Annotated in this window: 1 protein-coding gene (running past one end of the window); it reads right to left on the reverse strand. The window is 58.9% G+C overall.

Going from position 1 to position 22,020, the window contains the following annotated elements:
• Nucleotides 1–20,958, reverse strand: the 5' portion of a protein-coding gene (locus M9Q49_RS09415) for a tandem-95 repeat protein (protein ID WP_254511888.1). 13,764 nt of this gene lie to the left of the window's left edge; 20,958 of the gene's 34,722 nt are visible here — the first part of the coding sequence; the start codon lies at nucleotides 20,956–20,958; the stop codon falls past the left edge of the window.
• Nucleotides 20,959–22,020: the final 1,062 nt, after the last annotated feature.

A 22,020-nucleotide genomic window follows, 5' to 3' on the forward strand; every position in this document is an offset into this window, starting at 1 on the left:
GAGAGTGGGGGTGGTTGTAGCCAAGTTATAGACAAATGCCTGTCCGGCTCCGCTCACACCGTTCGGATCATCCTCGGGCGCGCCGATCACTAGTTGATCGTCGACTAGCGCAATGGCCCGGCCAAACCTGTCCGAGAAATCCGGAGTCGGACTATTGATAGCCCTCGGCACATTTGGCGTGGCCGACAGACGGTCATACACGTAAACGATGCCAGCATTCCAATTCCATTCGGCCACGACCAGGTACTTGTCGTTGGCCGCCAGGATATCGCCGAAATTGGCGTAATTACCCTTGTTGGGCGCGTTGATCACACCGGTTACGAGCGGCAGAAGCGTTGACGAATCCTTATCTCGCAAATAATCGACCCGCGGCGTCCCAGTCGCGGCAGCGGTTACCTGCAAATCACTGAGATGACCGGCGAACTCCGCAGCCAGGCTGCCACTCGCGAAGACCTTGCGGGCATCGTTGTTCAACGGGTTATCGCGCAGATCGAGCGCCGCCAAACCGGTCGCCGGCTCGCCCGAGACGCGCACCAGTCGCACGCCATCCGCGGCAACGATGCCGTCGGCATTGTTGCCGAGCTTGACGGTCAGTTGTCCCAATGTCTGACCGACCGTGATGGCCGGCGTGTAAGCGCCGAGCTTTTCCCACTTCACACCGCCGAGCGTGCCGCCGCTTGGAGCGAATCGCTGGTTTTTAGCGATCGTCGCCGAGGCCGCAGCCGACCAACCGCCGGTGGAGTTTTGCGCCTGCGAAATGCTCTCCACTACATAGGAAGCGTTGTAGGCGCGCGTCTCATGCTCCGGCCAGGTCACCCAGACTTCGTAATTGCCGGCCAGCAGATCGTTGAATGTCCACTCCGCCACCGCCGTGACAGCGTTGCCCGCGCCCACGCCACCCGTGAAGCGATAGTCCTCGTGGAACGTCGTGTTGACCGGATTGACGTTGCTTTGCCACGGATTGGCCGCGGCAGCTAGTTCAGTACCGGACGCATTCGTTTCCCGATAACTGCTCTTTGTGAATTCATCGTTCGCATAGCCCGGCCGATCGTCATCGGCCAAACGCATGCCGGCCAGAGATTCGAGCTCGCTAATGCGGTTGCCCGACAGGTCGAGGTACTGCAGTTGAACCAGCGTCTCCAGCGGATGCAGATCGGAGATCAACTGGTTCTCGAGGCTGAGCGACTGTAGATTGACGAAGGTTGTGAGCGAACCGAGGGAGCTGATGCGATTTGCGGTGGTGCCAGCCGTGGCCGCGTCGATGCTTAGCTGCTGAAGCTTGTTCAGATTTTCGAGTGCAGCGACCGAGTTGATGGGATTCCCATCGGCTGACAGCGAGCGCAGCTCGGTCAGCAGACTGAGGGGGCTGAGATCAATGATATTGTTGCCATCGAGCGCCAGGTAGCGGAGCTTGCCCATTCCCAGCGGCGCGCCAGCGTCTTTGGTGCGCGTACTGGTTTTCTTCGTCAGTGCGTCAATCGACGGGAGGTTGTTGTTGGCGAGGTTCAAGCTCACGAGATTGATGGCGTTTTCCAGGCCCGCGAGGCTCGCAATGCCGCGGTTGCTGGCATCCAAGTGTGTGAGGCTGGCGATTTCGCTAGCGCGGATCTCGCGCGCGAGTTTCGGCTTGTTGTCAAACCGCATCGTCATCGGAATACCGAGCGCCTTCGCAACCACCAGACGGAGCGCGAAGTCGTCAATCACGATTTCGCGGTCGAGCTCCTTCGTCTTGAAGTTGCCCACCTCATCAGCCGTCGGAGGTTCGATGATCGAATCTGTCGCACGGTAGTCGCGGATCTCCGGTCCGCGCAGTTTCGTGCTCGGCATGGTGACCAGGATCATGTCGGAAACGAATGTATCGGTGCTGGTGTCGCCCGCATCTTGCTTGCCGAAGAGGGCGTCCAGGTCGCCGTTACCCACCAGTACGTCGCTGCCGCTCCCGCCGCGAATCGTATCGCGATCGGGATCGGAAAATGTCGAACGAGTCTGACCGGCCGACGGCGGGGTGAACGAGAACGTAAAGCTCCGCGCGTCGAGCTGCGCGGGATTGCCGTCGCGATAGACTCGCACGTGGTAAGTGCCGGCGTCGAGATGACGCATGTCGTACTGCGAAACGTTCTGGCGGATCAATCCGCCGTCTGCATCGTAAAGATCAAACGCGACAGCAGTGACGGCTGGCGGAATGACGTAGATCCTGGTCTGCCCGGTCAGCGTCAGCAGATCGGCCGGCGCGGTAACACCGAGCTCGCTGCCGCCCTTTGCCAGGTCGTTGGCGACGTCGATACGCAGCTGCCGCTGCGACGAATTGTCGGCGCGGGTCGCGGGGAGATCCAGCTTGAGCGTCAGCCGCATGTGACCTTGCTTCAGCGCCGCCAGCACGGCTGTCCGCAGGGCCGCATTCAGATTGCTATCGCTGAGCAGCCCGGTTGCGGTTTGAATTCGCCCGCTGCGAACTTGCGTGGAGTAGCCGCCGGCGGTCAAATCGTCAGCAGTCACGATTCCGTCCGCTTCCTCGCTGCGGAACGAAGCCAGCAGTTCCGCGCCAATGTCGGCAGCGCCGGCTAGGTTGGTGACGCGATAACTCAGCTGCAGCTGGAATTGCGTCACCGCATTTTCCAGGATGGAACTCACCGTCTGAGAATTCGGATCGGCTGCGAGCAGATGCTTCAGCGAAGACAGATCGAACTCGAGAATGCCGGGAGAGTTGACAGCTATTGATGTGGTTGGAGATGACGCAGCGGTTGTGGTGTCCAGGCTACCATCAGGATTGTAGCGCGCAAGGCTGAGAGCGACATTGGTTGGCGTGGCAGGTTGACCTGTCCAGCCCGCGGCGACGATCTTTCCATCCGGCTGAACCAGTAGGGACCTGATGTTTTCGTTGTAGTCGTTGGGCGTCGCAAAGAAGGTGGTCACCACGCCCGCGGTGCCAAAGGTTGAGTCGGAGGTCCCGTCCGTGTTCAAACGCGCGAGGGCAAAGTCATAGTTGGTGCCCGTGATAATTGCGGCGCCACCGAGCAGGATTTTTCCGTCAGGTTGGAGGGCAATCGTGTCGATCGCTTCGAGTCCAGCGGCAGCCGTATAGATGTTCTTGCGTCCGTTTGCGCTGAAGCCGTTGGCGGCTCCGCTATTGAAGATTGCCCCGCTGGGTTCAAAGGCGACTACAAACGAATCATTCTGCGCGTTGGCAACACCCGTATTCGTATATCCTGCGGCATAGATTCGTCCGCTGGTTGGATCGATTGCGATGCCAGTGGCGTGGTCATTTAAAGAACCGCTCGCAGAAGCGCGTGCCTGTCCGTTTACCCCAAAGTTGGTTATGTCCAGCACACCGCTGTCGGAAAAGCGTGCGACGACGAGGTCGTTGTTGACTGCATTGCTCAGGTTGTTAACGTCGACCGCGCCGGCGATATAGATCTTGTCGTTGTAGATCGCGATGGAGGAGGCATAGTCGTACTGATTGATTCCGGCAGTAGAACCAGTTCCGGCAACGCTATTCCCGCTCAGATTTTGACGCACCTTGCCGCCACTACCGAATGACTGATCCAGCGTGCCATCGCTCAAATAACGCAACAGCATGACATCGGATTGGTTCGAATCCGAACTTGCTGTCGCATAGCCGGCAACCACCATTCTCCGCTGCGAATCAATGGCGATGCCCATCGCAACTTCGTTGTTGGTATCGTTGGCGGGCGTGAGCTGTGTGGCAATTTGGCCATTCGTGCCGAAGGACGTGTCAGGTGAACCGTCCGCGTTGTAACGAAAGATAAACGAGTCATAGTCGGTGCCGTTGAGGACTTGCCCCACGACTACAATCTTGCCGTCATCCTGAATGGCGACGCCGCTCGCCGACTCGGCTCCGTTGTTGGCCCGCAGGAAATCGGTAAAACGACCTGTCTCGGCAAAACTCGTATCAAGAGATCCATCGAAATTAAATCGCGCAACAAGAATGTTTCTAGCAACGTCGTTGGCCTCTCCTGAGTACCCAACGACGACAATCTTGCCGTCGGATTGCAATGCGGAAGCACGGATGACGTCGTGGCCCTTATTCAATAACGACGTGTAGGCCAGTACCTTGCCACCCGTTCCAAACGCCACGCCGTCACCCGCCGCTTGGGGCGAGACCGCGATCGGTTGCGTGCCGGCCGGCGAAGGAGTGATGCTCATCACATTGCCGGGCAAGGCGTCGCCGAGCGTGCTGAATTGGAACCAGGCCTCCGGCTGTTCGGCGGGCAAGGTGCGGACGAACTCTTCAGGCCGGCCGGTAGCGTGATCGATCAGATAATCTCCACTGCCGGAAACGGTGTAGTTGGCGAGCGGATCGCCGAATGGAATCTGCTCCAATCGTTGCCGGCTTCCTTCCACCACATAAACCCGTCCGCTGCCGATGGCACCGGTCACCTGCGGCGCGCCGAGGATCAGGTCGTCGAGACCGTCGCCGTTGAAGTCGTTGCCATTCGTCGTCGAGATGTTTGCCAGAATTCCCGCATTGCTGGGATTTCCATCAATAACTGCGTCGGCGGAATCCAGGTAGATAATGTGGGTACCGAGTTCCGCTGGGAAATCGGCAAAATTATGAAATATATAAACCTTGCTGGAGATAAGCGCTCCAGGTGAAAGAGGATTGCCCGCCTCGCGAATTACTTTCATTACGGCGAGGTCGGCGCGGCCATCACCGTCAAAATCGCCAGTCGTTGGATATAGCCGAACGTCCTTACCGGACAATCCGCTCGTTTGATGCCGGATAAATCGATCGGAGCTTGTGGGGCCGCCAAATTTGATCACCAGTTCCCAATCGACGCCATTGGTATCGGCAAAAGAGCTCCGGTAGTTCACGAAGATAGCGTCGTCATACCCGTCTTTGGTACTGCCGGAGGGACTGCCAATGTCTCCCAAGGGACGATACGCAGAATAGAACGAATTCTGCGTGAATTCTGAGGGGTTGTTTTGCGTTTCAAACACATACCCAAAGCTGCTTGCCGGCTTGCTGGTGTAAAAGTACACCTTGCGATTGGGCGCACTGCTGAATGCGATGTCGTCGCGGCCATCACCATCAAAGTCACCCGCGACCGTGGCATACTGTCCGACGAACTGCGATGCAGTTCCTGCCGGTGGAGTGATCAGCTGCGTTACTGTGGTGAAATCGCCACCAGAATAAATACGAGCACGGCCTGCCAGTATGGCGCCACCTTGTGCGTCCTCGGCAATCATCACGTCCGCGTTGGCGTTACCATCCCAATTCAAGATGGAGACGGACAATGGATTGGCCGACAACGATGAAGCGGTGTAAACGGTGACGGTCGAAGCTGCCAGCCGGCGTGGCTGTGAGGTCGTGGCAGCAGCATCCGTCGTCAACGATCCCAGCTCGCGCGGCAAGGCGTTCTTGCCGAAGATTTTGGTGAGCGTGATGGTCGTTGCATTCGTACGCTGATAGAAGACCAGGTCGTCGATGCCGTCACCGTTCAGATCACCATAGTTGTCGGCTAGTCGACCGAGAATTGTGCTCGCATTCGTCGTGTCCGAGATATTGACGATCAGATCAGCCTGATGGCTGACGCTGGTGATACCTTCGAGTGAAATGGGGCCGAAGAAGATGTACCCATAGTCGGCGTTATTCGCATTCTTCGTCTCAAAATAGAAATCATCAAACCCGTCGCCGTTGATATCGCCGATCTTGCGGCCCGACTGCAGCACCTCGGCCGCGTTGCGGCCTTCGATCGCAGCGACATCTGTGGTAGCGCCGGTGGTAGTGGTTAACGTCAGCGATTGGCGCGGCTGGCCAGAGTACGGAAGGTCAACCAAAGGGATCTTCGCAGAAGTCACAGGCGGCGCCTGGCTCACCTGCAGCGGTTGTGTCAGGATTGCCCGCGCCAGGTTAGCCGCAGAGGTTGCGGGTGCGCTGGCCAGTTGCTGCTTGAAGGTGAGTTGATAGTTACCGCCATTCGTCGCGAAGGCCGCAGGACGATCGACTTGCACCAGGATGTATTGGAAGGGGCTATTGGCAGGCGCCTGTAGATAGCCATTGTCATCATCTCGGCTTGCCGCGGATACCGAATAAATCCAGTTGATCGCAGTGCCCGCCAGAACCTCTGGATCAGTGGCGGCGGGAATGATCCAGGACTTGATCTGCGTCATCAACGCGCTGGAGTTCAGCGCAGCCGGCGCTGGATTTGCGAACACGTAATAGTCGACCGAATCCAACTGACTGAAAGTCAAGCCTTTCACCACCGTATCGGTCGCGGGAGTTTGTCGTAGCGAAGTCAGGTCGACATCGAGGGCAGCCGCCCGCGCAGAAGAGTTGTTAGCCAGTCCATCCGGAGGAGCCTTTTTATTGGAAATCTTTACATAGCCCGCGAAATCGAAGCGATCCGGCATCAGTTGATACGCGCCGCCAGCTAGCCAGTCGTTACCGCTATTGCCTTCGATCTGATCGTTACCGCCACCACCACGGATGACATCGACTCCGTTGTCACCATAGATCCGATCGTCGCCGGCGCCGCCGAACAGCCGATCGTCACCGATGCCACCACGAATGGTCAGATCGATACTGGCCCGCTGCGGACCGTCTTGCGCGGCCAGGCCCCATTCGCTCCCTTGGATCAAGTAACCCGGATCTGCATGGATTTCATCGTTGCCATCACCGCCATCCAGCACCATGTTCTCGACGCCGGCCGTCGTGACGTAGGCTACGTCCTGACGACGAATACGCCCGTTGTCGCTGCCGGTGAAGGCCGTCGTTGTAGCGACGAGTCCAAACTGCAGCGCCTCGGAATTGGGTTGCGAAATGCGCAGCGACGCACTACTTCCCACGGACAATGTCGTAAAGGTCAGACGGCCACCCTGCACGCTGGCGACGACCTGGTCGCGAACGTCCAGATTGCGGAAGATGCCGTTGAGTTGCTCTGCCAGTTGATCGAGACTGCTGTTGTTCAGCGTGCTGGCTTGGGCCAAGGCGACGGACTTAGCGACGCCGTTGATTTCCAGCGTGAATGACAGATCGTTCGTCAATTGTCCGAGCGCAACCGTATGAGCATTCACCGCTAGCGCTGCCGCGACCGGACCGCCGACGAATTGCGCGGGAGTCGAGAACTGCTCCTCCACCCAGACTTCATTGTCGTAATCCCAGACCTGGGCCGTGAACTCATACCGGTGCAACAGGCTGTTCCAACGAATGGCCATGTTGTCGGGCACGGCGACTTGCGACGCATCGTAATCGCCTACAAACAGCACTTGGTCGATTCCACCCTGCCCATCAAAGCGGTCGCTGTACGTCGGCACGATGGTCGCGTTCGCCGCTGCGCCCACTCGCCGCGCAGCCGCAGTCGTTTGCGGCAGGCGATCGATCAGGACTTGATAGATGTCGTCTCCTTCGCCGCCCCAAGCCAGATCGCCGGCCTGGCGATCGTAGCCGCCTGAGATCACGTCGTTCCCCATGCCGCCGAAGATCCAGTCTTCGCCCGATCCACCTTGCAGCCGATCGTTGCCGCTGCCGCCGATGATGATGTCGCGGCGATCGACAATCAGCGGATTCCCCAGGTCGACAATGCGCGCAGCGCCCGTCGCAGGCAGAGTCAACGTGCTCACGCCGCGGAGTTCATAACTGCCAGGCCCATTGCCCGTCACTCGCACGTAGTAGTCGCCAGCAGGAAGACCGGCCAGCGACACCTGAGCTGGCGAACTGGATGAATACGCAGTCGCCGCATCCAAAACTTTGCCGGCGCTGGTCGCCAGCACGCCGGATGAATCAGTGAGCGACAGTGTGAGCGCTGACGTCGCTTCAAAGGACTGCAGCGAGATCACCTGATCGGCAGTGCCCGTTTCCGTCAGTGTGATTTTATAGAACTGTGTGTTCGCTCCCGCCGGCAGGCCCGCGCGCACGACCTGATGCGAATCACTCGTAGAAGCATCGGGGGCTGCCCAACTGAGGCCCAACGCAAGCTGCCGATTGGTGTTGCTGTTGTTCAGCGTGCTAATCAGATTGAATTCGATTTCATAGTTCGTCTCGATAAGGTCCGTAGAGACACGCAGGTAGTAGTCCTGACCGGTTTGCAAGCTGCTAAGGCCACTGATCACGCCGTTGGTCGCGGTCTTGAGGACCGTACCTGCGGAATTGACCAGCTGGGTAGTCATTCGATCGCTGGTCGAATTGCTGGTGATTCGAATGGAATCGGTCAACGATGGAATCGCGCTGAATTGGAACTTGTACCAGTCTTCATCGTTCGGGCTATCGATCGTCAGACCCGTGAAAGTGGTCCAGCCGCTGATCGATTCCAACGGCCAGGCGGATGCGCGCGAACCATTGCCGCCGCTGCCAGCAGTCTGCCTCGCATCGGTAATGTCGGTCAGCAGTGGCTTACCCGAGGCGTAGATGATGTGGTCGTTGCCTTCGCCACCATCGGTCCACACGCTCTTCGTTACCGAGGCATCGACGGTGACCGTATCGTTGCCATCCAACGCGTCGATGATGATCGCGTAGAAATCACCTTCTGGCGGCAACAGGCTCGTCAGGCCCTTGGAATCGAAGTTGCCGATGACGGCTGCGTGGCCCGCTGCACCCTCGGTTTGTGACAGCCCCAACTGATTGCGAGCTGCCAGGTTCGCCGAAGTAACCACGAGCGCCGAAGAACTGGTCAACTGCTGACTCAACCGCGTGAGGAGCAGCTTGTCGCCACTCACGCCGACCAACTTGGCGCCAACGAGCCCTTCCAGCCCAGCCGTCTTGAGCGCGGCCACAATGTCATCAACCAGGTCCAGCCGGTCCTGATTGTCAGCCGTGGCTTGCTGCGGAATGGTGACCGTAACTGGCGAAGCCCCATCCAGTATGAGTGAAAACTCGCTGCCCAGTGTCAGCTTGCCATCGGCTGGCAACGAAGCAGTGCCTTCCAAGGCCATTCCAAAGAAACGGTCGGTGGAACTCCAGTTACCATAGTCCAGGTTCAAGGCTGCTTCGGTCACACCTCCCGTTGTGCGCTTGATGAGGTGATGCCCCTGCAACACTCCTGGCAACGTGACGTAGCTGACGTTAATCGTGTCCGCAGCATTCGTTCCGCTGTAATACCAGACTGCATCCGAACTCTTCGCGTATTCCTTCCACTCATCCCCTGCGATGCCGCCGTCGCGGCCAATGAACAAGCTGCCGTCACGGCCATAAAGTTCATCCGGCGAACTGCTCGACGAGCCGTTGCCCATCATGAAGTCGAGGCCGTTGCCACCGTACAAACGGTCGAACCGACCAGCAGCCACGAGTACGCTGCCGAGCATACGGTTGAGGCCGGTGCTTTCGAGCGGCCACAGCGTGGCGGTTGGGTTATTGGGTGTGGGATTGAGCGGTGAGTACGAGTACAGCATCCCGTTCGGATTCGAAGTATCTGCATTGAACACGCCAAACGTGCTTCGTTCGATTTTGACAGCGTTACCAGGCGCGCTGAACGTCAGCTTGCCCGCATTCAGACCTACAACCAAACCCGATGAAGCGAGCGATGTGGCGTTGATCGTCGTTTGCACCAACGAGACTAACTGTGCGGCAGTATCAAAGGTCGAGGAAGCAGCGGCAGGGACACGCACGTTCACCACGGGCCCATTGCCGACCGTGATGTTGAACAGCAGATCGTCCCACAAACGAATCTGATCATTCCGCAGCGCGTACGTGGCAGTTAATGTCGAGCCAGCTGCCGCCGATTGACCGTTTAAGAAACCAAGTCGCCGGGCGGAATCGGGTTCGTACGACCAAGCATAGAGCTCGTTCGTTCCCTGGCCACCCAAGACATCGTCGTTGCCGAGACCACCGAGAATGATGTCGTGATCGGCGGCAGAATTGCCGAGCCCGGGGCCGCCATCACCCCACAACTGATCGTTCCCCGCAAAGCCGTAGAGCACGTCACTGCCGCTGCCGCCATCGATTCGATCGCGCCCGCTCGTACCGCGCAAGATGTCATTGCCAGCGCCGCCATCGAGCACGCCGACCCAGTCCGTGCCGGCCAGATCATCCACGTTCAGCGGATACATCCAGTTGTTGCCGTCGAGCGCGAAGTAGAGTTGCGAAACGAACTGCAGTTCGTCGTTGCCACCCAAACCAGCAACTCGGATTTGCTCAACCAGCGGAGTTCCGTCCAGATCGCCCGCTGCTGCATTACTTCGCCACCGTGCGGTGATCACCCGCTCGGCGCTTGCGCCCGAGCGCATAAAGACCTTCAGCCGCGGCACCGCATCGCCTGATTGACCGATGAAGATTGCATCGGAGGCATCCGTGCCGTTGACGAGCAGGATGTCGATGGGATTACCGACTTGAGCAGGAGGCGCGGTCTCACCCGTCAGCAGACCGTTGTCACCATCGCCATCCAGGATTTCATCACCGGCGACGGAGGTGTAGAGCGACGACGTATCCAGAACGAGCTGGTCGATGCCATAACCGCCATAGAGCGTGTCGATACCATTCTGCCCTTCCAACCAGTCGGAATCGACACCGCCATAAATCAGGTCGTTGCCGCCGCCGCCGTACAAGCGATCTTCGCCGCTGCCACCCTTGATGAGGTCGTTGCCGCCGATATCGAAACCGTCGCCGATCACGCCGTCTTTGAAACTGCTGTCGGCGTAATTCGGGCCGACGACGCCATCGCCTTGAATGGTGTCCTTGCCCCCTTCGCCATACAGCTTGTCGCTGCGGATGTTGCCGTACAGCCAGTCGCCGTCGGCGCCACCGTGTAGTTCATCGCCCACCAACAGTTGTTCCACGCGAATTTGCGAGGCCAGCGTGCTCTCGGCGTAGGCATAGAGATAGTCGATGCCGGCGCCACCGAAGAGCCGCTGGTTTTCCTGACTCCAGGTATTGCGGGGATTTGCCGACTCGAGCCCGGCCCCCGCGAACAGATAGTCGCTACCGGCATCGCCGAACAACTGATCGATGCCGTCGTCGCCGCGGACCACGTCATCGCCGCTGCCGCCGCGGACCACGTCGTTGCCGCCGCCGCCCGAGAGGCTGTCTTGCCCAGCACCGCCGTCGACGTAATCCTCGCCGTCGGTGGCCGCCTTCTTGTTGCTATCGCCGGCCAGGTCGTCATCGCCACTGCCGCCAAACAGCCAGTCGTTACCCCCATCGCCGCGGATGTAGTCGCTGCCGTCGGCGGGGTCGCCTTCGTACCCTTCACTCGGCAAACCGTTGGGCACCACCTGGGCCATGCCTGTGGACGTCGTCCAAACTGCTCCCAGGAAACCGGTCGGGAGGACCATATTGCTCCGGTTGAACAAGCCGAACGCGAGCGGCGCAAAAACCCCGTCGCCCCACAGCACATCCATCCCCAGGCCGCCGGCGATCGTGTCATCGCCCAAGCCACCGATGACGTAGTCGTTCCCCGCGCCCACTGAGATATTGTCGTTGCCGAGATTGCCGTCGACGAAGTCCGCGCCGGAACCAGTCACTACGGTATCGTTCCCGAATCCTGCATAGACGATGTTATCGCCGTCGCCGGCATCGATTGTGTCATCACCTTCGCCGGAGTTGATGGTGTCGCTGCCTGAACCGGTGCGAATCACGTCGCGACCAGCGCCCGACTCGATCACATTCGTGCCGCTGCCGAGCGCGGTGATGCGGTTGTCCCCCGCGCCGGCAAACACCGTGTTGCTACCGTCCCCCGCATCGATCGTGTCGTTGCCCAACCCCGCATAGATGGTGTCACTGCCGGCAAACGTGGTGATCGTGTCATTCCCGGGCCCGGTATAAATCAGGTCGACCCCCGCATCGCCGTACACAACGTCGCTGTGCGACTTCGTATTTGGCGCCGCCTGATTCGCGGTTGCGGCCGTCACCGGATCGGCGTAGATCGTGTTGGTGTCGATCAAGCTGCCACCACCACTGCTGCTTACTCCGCCATAGATCGTGTCCGCGCCCCAGCCTGCATGAATCACATCGGAGCCCTTGCCGGCCACGATGTAGTCGTCGCCGTCGTTGACGCTGCCGTTGCCGCTGACATCGATGAAATCATCGCCGTCGAACGTATACACCGTGTCTGAGCCCGCGCCGGCGTAAACGGTGTCGGTACCGAAATCGCCGTAGATCGTGTTATTGCCACCACCGGCATACACGCGGTTGATGACGTTCTCGCCGGTGGTTGCTTGCGAACTACCGATCAACCCCGCTTCGATGTAGTCATTTCCTTCATCGGCGGCAGCCACGAGATAGCTGCTGTTGCCGTCAATGCCCGCGACCGCGTAATAGCCATCACCGAAGATCGTATCGAGTCCCTGCCGGCCGTAGATCTTGTCATTTCCCGCGCCACCGTATCCGAAGTCCGCGCCAGCGCCGAGATCGAGAACGTCGTCCCCTTCGTCGCCGTAGATGGTGTCGTTACCACCTTCGCCCTTGATCCGATCCTTCCCCTTGCCGCCGCGGGCCACGTCGTTGCCGCCGCCCAGTTCGATCTCGTCGTCGCCATCTTCGCCGAGGACCGTGTCGTTGCCCGCATCGCCGTGAATGATATCGTTGCCGCTGCCGCCGCGGATATCCATGTGCTCGGCCTCGGTATCGGGCGCCAGGTTCGGCGCGCCGGCGTAGATCACGTCATCGCCATCGCCGCCCCACAGCTTGGGATCGTTGCCGGGACCGCCGTAAATCACGTCGTTGCCAGCGCCGCCCACGACTTCATCATTGAATGCACCGGCATCGAGGTAATCGTCGCCGTCGCCGCCATCGAGATTGTCGTTGCCGAGATTGCCAAAGGCCCGGTCATTGCCGGCCTGGCCCAGGATCGTATCGCTGCCGTCGCCGCCGGTCAGGTGATCGTCGCCGCTGCCACCTTCCAGTCGATCGTTGTTGAAGCCGCCGTCGAGAACATCGTTGCCGGCATTGCCGTAGAGCAAGTCGTTGTCCGCACCGCCGGTCAGGCGGTCCGGACCACTGCCGCCATGGAGAATGTCGTTGCCGGATCCGCCAGTAAAGTACACCGGAATATTCTGCAGACCGGAGGCATTGAGCGTGTCGTTCCCTACGCCGCCTTCGCCGCGCACTTCGCGCACGTTGGCATACGTTTTTGAGACGTTATCGGTATTTCGCACCACGTGCACGCCGCCGCTCACGGTGGTGACCGTGAAGTTGTCATCGGTCATGCCGTTGAAATTCGTCGTGAGCGTCAACACGCCGTTTTGCAGCACGGCGGGTTCGAGCGGATCGGGAGCAATCGGGTCTTCCGCCGGCGCTGGAGAAGAGGAAGAGCTGAACTCGAACAGCGTGATATCGAGCAGATCCTTGTATTCGTCGACGATGGTGACCGACTTCTCGATTTTCTTACCGAGAATCTTGTAGCTGGCCGTCGCCTCGATTTGGGCCCACACAAACAACTTGGCGGCCACACGCCCATCGATATCGAAGATGTTATTCGGGCCACGGGCAAAGTTGCTCGCTAGTTCGTTGAAATAAACCTTGCCGTTGCCGTCAGGATCGTTGAGGTTGAAATTGATCGTCGCAAACACCCCACCGCCCGCGCCGACCGAGGCTTCGATCGAAGCGCCGGGAATCGGCAGCGGGATATCCGGAATGCGCGGCGGTTCGACGGTTACTGTAATGGCGCCATCGAGCACAAACTCCGGCACATCCGTGCCGTCGCGCGTATCGTCGAGATAGAAACCGGTGAACACGTCGTTCGGATTGTGCGAAGCCGCAGCCCGCAACAGGCCCGACGTATCGAAGCCGAACTTGAAGTCGGCCGTGGCGCCGAAATGGCCGTTCAAATAGACCATGATGAACGGAACCGGCGTGGGGAATCCCTGCGAATAATCGAACGCGAACTCCAGCCGCGGCATGTCATACGTGACCAGGGTCACATCCTTCTTGCCCAGCAGCATGTTGAAAATCGACATCGGATCTTCGAAGATCGGGAACTCAAAACCGGCTTCATCGGCCGGCAGTCCAGAACCTCCGCTACGGCCATGCGTGTTGACCGCCTTCGCTTTATTGATGAAGCCCGTGAATTGCGACGGCACAGTGAAGACCGTGCTGCCAAACGGCGACGGAGTGCGCGTGGAGAGATTGCCACCCGACCGCAAGTCGGGAACGGCGAAGCTGCCGACATTGACCAGCGTCGAACCCGCGCTGCCAGCTTCGACTGAAAGATCGGCAATCACGGCGATGGCTTCGATGAAGCTTTTGGTTTCGGGCGAGATCTTGCCATAGAACTCGGCCAGGTCGAGCAGCGTGACCGGCGAACCGGCTAGATCGCTGATGACCGGCAGTGGCGCCGTGACGATATCGAGAATCGGCTTCACCGGTTCCACGATGTCGCCGATCTTGTCCAGAATCGGACCGACCAGCTTTGAGATCGCTTGCCCCACGTCGAGCTTCACGTTTTCGAACGTGATGACCGGTGCCGCGCCCATTTTGTCGATGCTCGCCAGCGGGTTCGCGCCCGCCAGCGACCAATCGATGTGCAGTTCTGCCTGTAGCGAAGGGAAGTTCGCATTTTCGCCATAGCTGGCAACGAACTGCACATTGACATCCGCGCCTGCCGACGGGCTGAGCTGCGCTTTGACGACCGAGGCCAGGTTGCCCCCCGAAAGCTCGCTCATCGTCAACCGGCGATCACCATTCAGATCCGAAAGGTTGATCTGAATGTCGGCATTCAGCGAACTACCCAGATTGGTCGCCGTGATCTGGAAGACGCCCAGCGTGCCGCTCGCATCGAGCGTGGCGATACTCGCCTCAGCATAGATTTCAATTTCCGGATCGCTCGCCGAGGCATTCGTCGTCAAAAACAAGCCATGCCGTTTGCTGAAACCGAAACCAAAGTCCCAGTCCATTCCTACGTTGAGTTGCAGCGTGCCACCGAGTTCGAGCCCCAGATTGTCCAGCCCGAGATCGAACATCAGCGGGTCGCCGACGAAAATTTCCGTATTCTGGTGCAACTTCATCTTGAACGTGACTTCATCCGTCGAGGCCGTGGGATTGATCGGCGTGACGATGATATCGGCCGCGGTGATGCCACCGCCGTTGCCGCTGTCCTGCAGCCAGTTCAAACCGCCGGGACCAACGGCTTGAAAGACTCGATCTCGGATGACGGCAACGGTCAACTGCCCGCCACCTTCCAGCGAGTCGCGCACGCTATCGCGCAAGTCGCCGACGAACCGCAGACCGTCCTGCAATTGATCGCCGATCACCGGCAACTTGCCCACGAGAGCCTGCTTCTCGATGGCAGCGTCGAGTACGCTGAACAAACCATCCCAGCCGTCGGCAATCCCTTCGAGACTGCTGCCGAAATCGACCGTATTGAACGCCGCCGAAAAGTTCGGCACTTGCTGCGGCGACGGCGGGTTCGACAGCTGATTGAGCCCGAATTGCCAGGCGAAGTTCGGCGTGTCGCTATCTAGCGAAGTCGTGCCATTCGCACGGTACACCGGCAGCGCGGCCTTGAATTGCCCATTGAGCGGCCCGGACGTAATCAAGTTGGGAGTGAACCGGTCGAGATAAACGCGGCCATCGGAATCGCCGTCGTCTGCGAGCGTCACCGACCAAGTGGCCAGATCATTCGTGGCCGGATTTCCATCGGCATCGAACACGGCATAGCTGCTCGCCGCGCCGTTGCCGACGACAATGCCCAGCGGTCCTGCCGTCGTCGAGAACTTGACATTCTTCGCCGTGAACGACGCGCCGAAGTTCGCTTGCGTGCCATTGGCGCCATTTGCGGTATACAAGAACGGCCGCGGCGCCGCCGGATTCGTCAGATCGATGCCCAGATCGATCTGCATCGTAGTATTAGCATTCGCGGTGACAGTGCTGGCGCCCTTGAGGTCGGTCAGATTGCTCAGCCCTGCCAGTCCCAAGCTCTCGAGATCGAGATTGAATTTCTTGTTCTGCGGCGTCAGCGTTTGATTGACAGTGATATCGAGCTTGAGAGCGTTGCCGTCCATCGTCACACTGACGTCGACATTCGTCACTCCACCTGCCTGCAACGTGTCCTTCATCGCCTTCTGGAGCATACTGGCTAGCGTGCTCAGCGTTTGCGCGGGATTCTTCTCGAAATTCTGAATCGCTTTCTCGAGCTTGCTTCCCACCGCGAGCAGATCGGCGATCGATTGATTCAGAACCGGCAGCTTCTCTTCCAGGAAAGGAAAATCCTGCAACGACGCGACGTACTTCAAGCCTTGCTGCAGCGCGGAGACGATGTTCGCCGGTTTGAGCTGACTGAGTTTCGACAGCGAGCCATTCTGCAACACCGCCGTGGATTGAGTCGGATTGGCGCAGTTTGGCACCGTGACGATCAGCGTATCGCTGCCGCTGCCGCCACCGGGCAACGAAGCCTGCAGCGGAAGATTCAGGCTGCCGCTGCAACTGGAGTTCGCCAACGATACGGTGAACATATCCGTCAGATTGCCGTTCGCAATCGCATCGGCCGTGACGAAATTCGCGCCGCTCGTGCTGGGATCCTTCAGCAGCGTGCGCACCTTCATCTTGCCCACGCCCGTGCCGTTCACGACGGAGACTTCCGACATTCCGAGTCGCGCAGCCGCGTCGATGTCTGTCAGATTGATGTCGATCTCGGTATCGAACCAGGTGGCCCCATCATCAGGCACCAGCGAGACATGCTTGGCCAACGTGTCGTCATGCAACGGCGCGCCGACCAGTTTGAAGTTGCCCGATTTGTCGGGAGTGGTCGTCGAACCCAGAATGCCCAAGCCGGTTCCAGCCGCCGGCCCTTTCGAGCCACCGAGAGCTTCGATCTTGAAGGCGCCGCTCCCTTGCGACTTATCGGTAATGACGATCCGCTGCTGCGAATCGAGCGTGGCCGAGAGTTTCGCCGGTGAAAGTTGGTTGATCTTGGTGATCACATTGCCGACGGTGTTGCCGACGGTATCCAGGTCGACGGACATTGCCGTTCCGTCGCTGAGCGTGATCTTGAAGTCGTTGCCGGCGACGGTGCTGTACTTCGGTGTGCCGTCCTGCTTATTGCCGTGCAACGAAGCGAGCAACGTGTTCGAATTGATCGTCGGCGCGTTGGTCGTGAGTCCAAGCGCCGTAAAGTCGATGCCGACTTTCAGATTCCCCTGCACCGTGGTGGTTTGCGTCCCAGTGCTGCTCGTCTTGATGTTCGTGAGTGGTCCCAGTTGCGCGCCGACGTTGATGCTGACGGGGCTCGTCGCCGTGCCGCTGAAGGGAATGTTGAACGTCAGGCCACACGTGAGCGCATTGAAGTTCACATTCGTAGCGCCCAGCATTTTCAAAAAGCCTTCGAGGTCCTCCGCGAGCGCGCCGCCGGCAATCGTTTGCCGCTTGGTCAGCCAATCGTTGAAAACTGCCCGCAGCGAAACCAGGTCCGAAACCGTTTTTCCACCTGTGAACGGCACTTCTACATCCGACGGAATCTCCAGAATATTGCCGATCGCAGTCAGCATGCTGCCCAGCGATGAGGGCGTGTAATTCACCATCGTCGCCAGACACCCCGAACCCAGACTGACCGTCGGATCCGGATCGCCGCCAAAGATATCGGTCGACGTGAGCTGGATCGGCTGCACGCCCGGGATATTGACCAGCCCCTGCACCGTGACGGGAATGTTTCCCGTGAGCGTTTGCAGCGCACCGCCGGTGTAGGTCACCGGATTCAGCACCGTCAACTGATTCGCGGCCGACAGCGGAGCAACATTCAGCCAGGCGCTGGACGGCGCATTGCTCTGCAGGAACGGAATCGTCAGGCGATTGTTGGCGACATTCTGCATCTGGCCATTGATGGCTGCCTGCATCGCGAACGACGCGTTCTGATTGGTCTCGTGCCCCTCGAGCCGCAACAAGCCCTGATTGAAATCCAGATTGTCATGATCGGCATCGGCCACCTTCGTGGCAGCTTCGAGCTTTTGCAACTGGGCATAGAACTTGTTCGACGCATCCAACCCAAACGCCACCTTCAAGCCGAGCTGCGTGAGAATGTCGATGTTGCGCGCATCGTCAGGGCTGAGAAACGAGAGCCCCAGTTCGGCTGCATGCGTGCCGAAATTCAGCTCGCGCTCGGTGACGGCCGTCGCCAACCCCGTGAGGGTGAACTGAGCATCGCCGGTCGAAGTTCCTTGGGCCTGCACATTCGCACTACCCACGGTCATGCCGAGGCCCGCATTGGCCAGCACGTTCTGCAAGCCGGTCAGCGCGGGCTGCTGCGCTTGCTTCAAGTAGGTGACCGCATAGGCGAAAACATTGCTGTCGCCTTCGAAGACCTTGTCGAGCCCCAGCGCACTGCCGATCGACAGGGACTGCCCCTCTTCGGCATTCGCCGATGTGACACCGACGAGCGGCAGCGGCTTGCCGAATTCATCGAAGGTCGACAGCTGACCGAGCGTCAAAGCCAGCTGATGCATCCCCGCCGCGAGCTCGTTCGACTCCGCCTTGCTCAGCACATCGAGCAGCGGCGGCAGAATGCGGAACGTGTGGAGATTGCCCGCGGCCTGGTCCAACTTAATCGGAATGCCTTGCGAAGTGGCCGCATTGCGAAACAGTGTCGCCGCGTTCGGATTTGCCGTGAGGTTGAGCACCACCTCCATCCCGGTACGGAAATCGGAGCCGGTAGGCGCAAACGGATTGGCCATGCTCAGCTTCGAAATCGCCGAGCCGTCCAAACCCGCGAGCGTCAACACGGCAGACAACCAGCTGGAACCATACCCAGAGCCGATCGGTTTCCAGAACGGAGCATTCTCCGCATTCAACCAGCGCACGGTGCGCTCATCGAGCGTGCCGTCTTCCTCGTTAGGATTCGCCGTTCCGCCTGCTTGATTGACGACCGTCTTGAAGAGCTTGAGTGCAGCTTCGGTCTGCACGCCCACAATGCCATCGATCACCAACGGCACGCCGTCGCTACCGACGAAGCCCAAATAGTTCAGCCGTTGCTGCAAGCGAATGGTCGCTGCTTCATTCCGGCCGGCGGGGTTCGTTAGATCGGCCGTCGAAAATGCATACTTCGGAATCGAATTCACGCCACCGGTCGAATAGCCGGGCGTGATCGTGATCGTCGCGGTGTGAATCGTATCCGTGCCGTTGCTCTTGAACTTGACCTGAATCTTCCCCTGAAAACCGGCTTCGCCACTGTTGCTATCGAACGAAGTCGCCGTCGTCGCAGTCGCGAGATACAACCGGCCGTTCGTGGCGAAGGGCACATTCTGAGCGTCGATTCGATCCGACTTGAGCAAGTAACCGACGAGCTCCGACGTTGCCTGGCCGGAGGCATTCTTCTTGTAGAGAAAGATGTCCTGCCGCGGATTCGATTCATTGCGGGCCAACGACTCATAAGCTTGAGTAGCTGGGTTCTGCGCGAGGACATCCTGCAGGATGAAATCGCTACCACCGCCCATGATTCCCTTCAGATCGATCTCCAGAATGTCACCTGCTTGGCCAGTGGTCGCGGCCGCCTGCAGAGCGGGCTTGGCCTGGTCGTACAGCAGTTGACCAATGGCAGCGTGACCTAGTTGATTGGGGTGCGCGGTCCCCTTGGTTTTGTGCGGGTCGACATTCTTGGGACCCTGGGTCGTGCGCGAATCATCGGCGGTGACATACCACCGCTCTTGTGCTGCCTGCGCTGCGGTTGGATTGGCAATCGGGGTCGTGCCGTTGTAGTCGTGGCCCGTGAATGCTTCGTCGATTCCCGCCACATAGTTCCAGCCAAAGATCTCGGCCGCGAGCTTGATCTTGGCATTGAGGGGCGCCACGACATTCGTCGCAGTCCAAGCCATTTCCTCCGGTGAAACTTCGAGCGGCGTCTTGAAGAACAACGGCCCTTCCAGTACCGAGCCCTTCAGCACGTCGGCCAGAATAGCCGCCTGATCGAAAATGCCGGTCCCGGGATACTCCGTGATGTAGACGTTGGCCGGCTTCTGGCTACCAAGCGAGTTCAGCGCATTGTTCAACTGTGCGTAGCGATCGAGCAAATCATCCAGACCAGCCGTCGTCTGATCTTCCATCAGAAAGCTGCTGGCGATCGAGCCGATATTGGGAAAGACCTTTGTCAAAAAGTCCGTCCAGGCGTTTGTCTCCTGAGCCACACCACCAACCATCTCCGTGTCGCCGAGTTGAACCGCCTTCAGCAGCGCATCGCGGGCCGCTTCGTACTTTCCCGCTCCCGCCTGATCAGGATCATTCCGGTCCAAGAACAACGAACCCGCAATCACATTCGCAAAGCCGATGTCATTGCCGCCGAGCGAGATCGTCAGCGTATCGATCTGGCGATTGCCGATGATCTGTTTGAGCTGATCGAACTGCGACGCCATCTTGTTGTTTTTGTCGTAACCCTCTTCGTTATCGATGCCCGCGTAGGGCCCCAGCACGCCCGTGTCGGTCTCCGCGCCCGATTGCGACAAGAAGACGTAAGTCACCGACGTATGCGGATCCGATTTCTCGAGTTTCTTCGCCAGTACCGACGAAGCCGCAAAGGAGGAACGATGCGCAACGGTGTGCTGTCGTTGACGCTCTGTTTTCGACAGGTCCCCCTTGCTAGGATCACCACTCGTCGTGCCAGCCGAGATCCATTCGGCCAGCGCGGTTGGCGACATTTTGACGTCGGGATTTCCTTCGCCCGATGAAAAAGAGTCGCCGATCGCTACGACAAGAATATCCTTGACGTTGATTGCTTCGGTGACAGTTTCTGACGTGGGCAAACCTGCGAGTGTCTTCACGACCCGAACTTCGACAGTCCCACTCTTGAGCTGCGCAGTCACCGCTTCATTCACGAGCGACTGAGTTGTCCACTCCGTGGCGCCGGCCTCTTTCGTCTCCAGCACGATCGTTGTCGGATCCTGACCGTTGGCCATCCTGGTTCCGCTCAGATCGAACGTCACCTGAAAAGTGTCCGGCGCCGCATACTGCTGAGTATTGGGAACAATGATCCGCCCCGTGGAACCAATTTCCACGACGCGGTCGACCATCTTCCAATCGAAGCTGCCCGTGATTGCCAGCAATTCGCGTCGCTCGAGTGCCTCCAAAAACAGCCGCCGTTTTTTGGTTTTCACTCGCTGCGCGCGCAAGGGATTAATGGACGTCGGGCGTTGGGGAAGAGACGGCGACATTAGCCACTCACAGAAAGCGATGAAGGCGGGCGGGTGCAGGCAGGACAAGAATCCCACCTAAGTCGGGTGAGATCCTACCGCTACGTTGGAATAAACGCAATGTTTCTGCCTTCGATTGTACTCCGCTAGCAACAGGTCCCTAGGGAAGTCATGCCTCCCTTAGGCGTAAAAAATTTTCTTGGAAAAACGCGAATTTGGGAGGGCTAGACGGGATTTGACTGTGACATTCTGTCGCGAACTCGTTACTCGCACTGTGGTTGCCTCACCGAACGCCGAGTGGCAAACTGCCTGGCCAACGTCGCTCCCCTAGAAGTTACGCAAGATTGAAAGCACTTCCGAGGTTTCCTCTGTGACTAATTTCTTCGACCACTTTTCGTTCTTCACCGTCGCGCTGATTCTGCAGGAACCACTTCGCTGCGAGCGCAGGTCCCTGCTATGAACGAGCTACGTGGCGCGTATCACACCAAAGTCAGGCCGCTCCGGGTTCGTTATTGTCAGGAGTGTCACTCCGCCAAACGTAGCGAAGCCGATCTCGATCTAAGCGTCTTCAACACACTCGCCGATTTGCAGAAGCAGCCCCACACCTGGCAGCGCGTCGGCTGGATGCTCGATAGCCTGCGAATACCTCCAGCCGATGGTTGGCCGCGTCACACGCAGTGTGGTCGTCGCCCTACACGAGACAGGCGACGTAGCGATCGGGGAGCACGCGCGCGGAGGCTATCTGGTAACTGAACGTTCCTCAGTTTCACGGCGTGGCGCTGCAACTCTCGATCCCGAACCAAACGTGTAGCAACGTGTAGTTAATTTCACGAAATTGACTGCAATTAGCTTTGGCTGAGGCGAGGAGGGTGTGATCAGCAGATTTGCCGCAAAATCGTGGCCGAAAAGCGTACCGCCATTCGAAGTTGCTACTTGTCATCGGCGATAAACAAAACCAGATTGGGCTCGTCTGCTGCGGATAGTGAACCGGCCGCCACCAGTAGAGAAATCGCCAGCGGGAATATC

Source organism: Anatilimnocola floriformis, assembly GCF_024256385.1.
Taxonomy (GTDB): Bacteria; Planctomycetota; Planctomycetia; order Pirellulales; family Pirellulaceae; genus Anatilimnocola; species Anatilimnocola floriformis.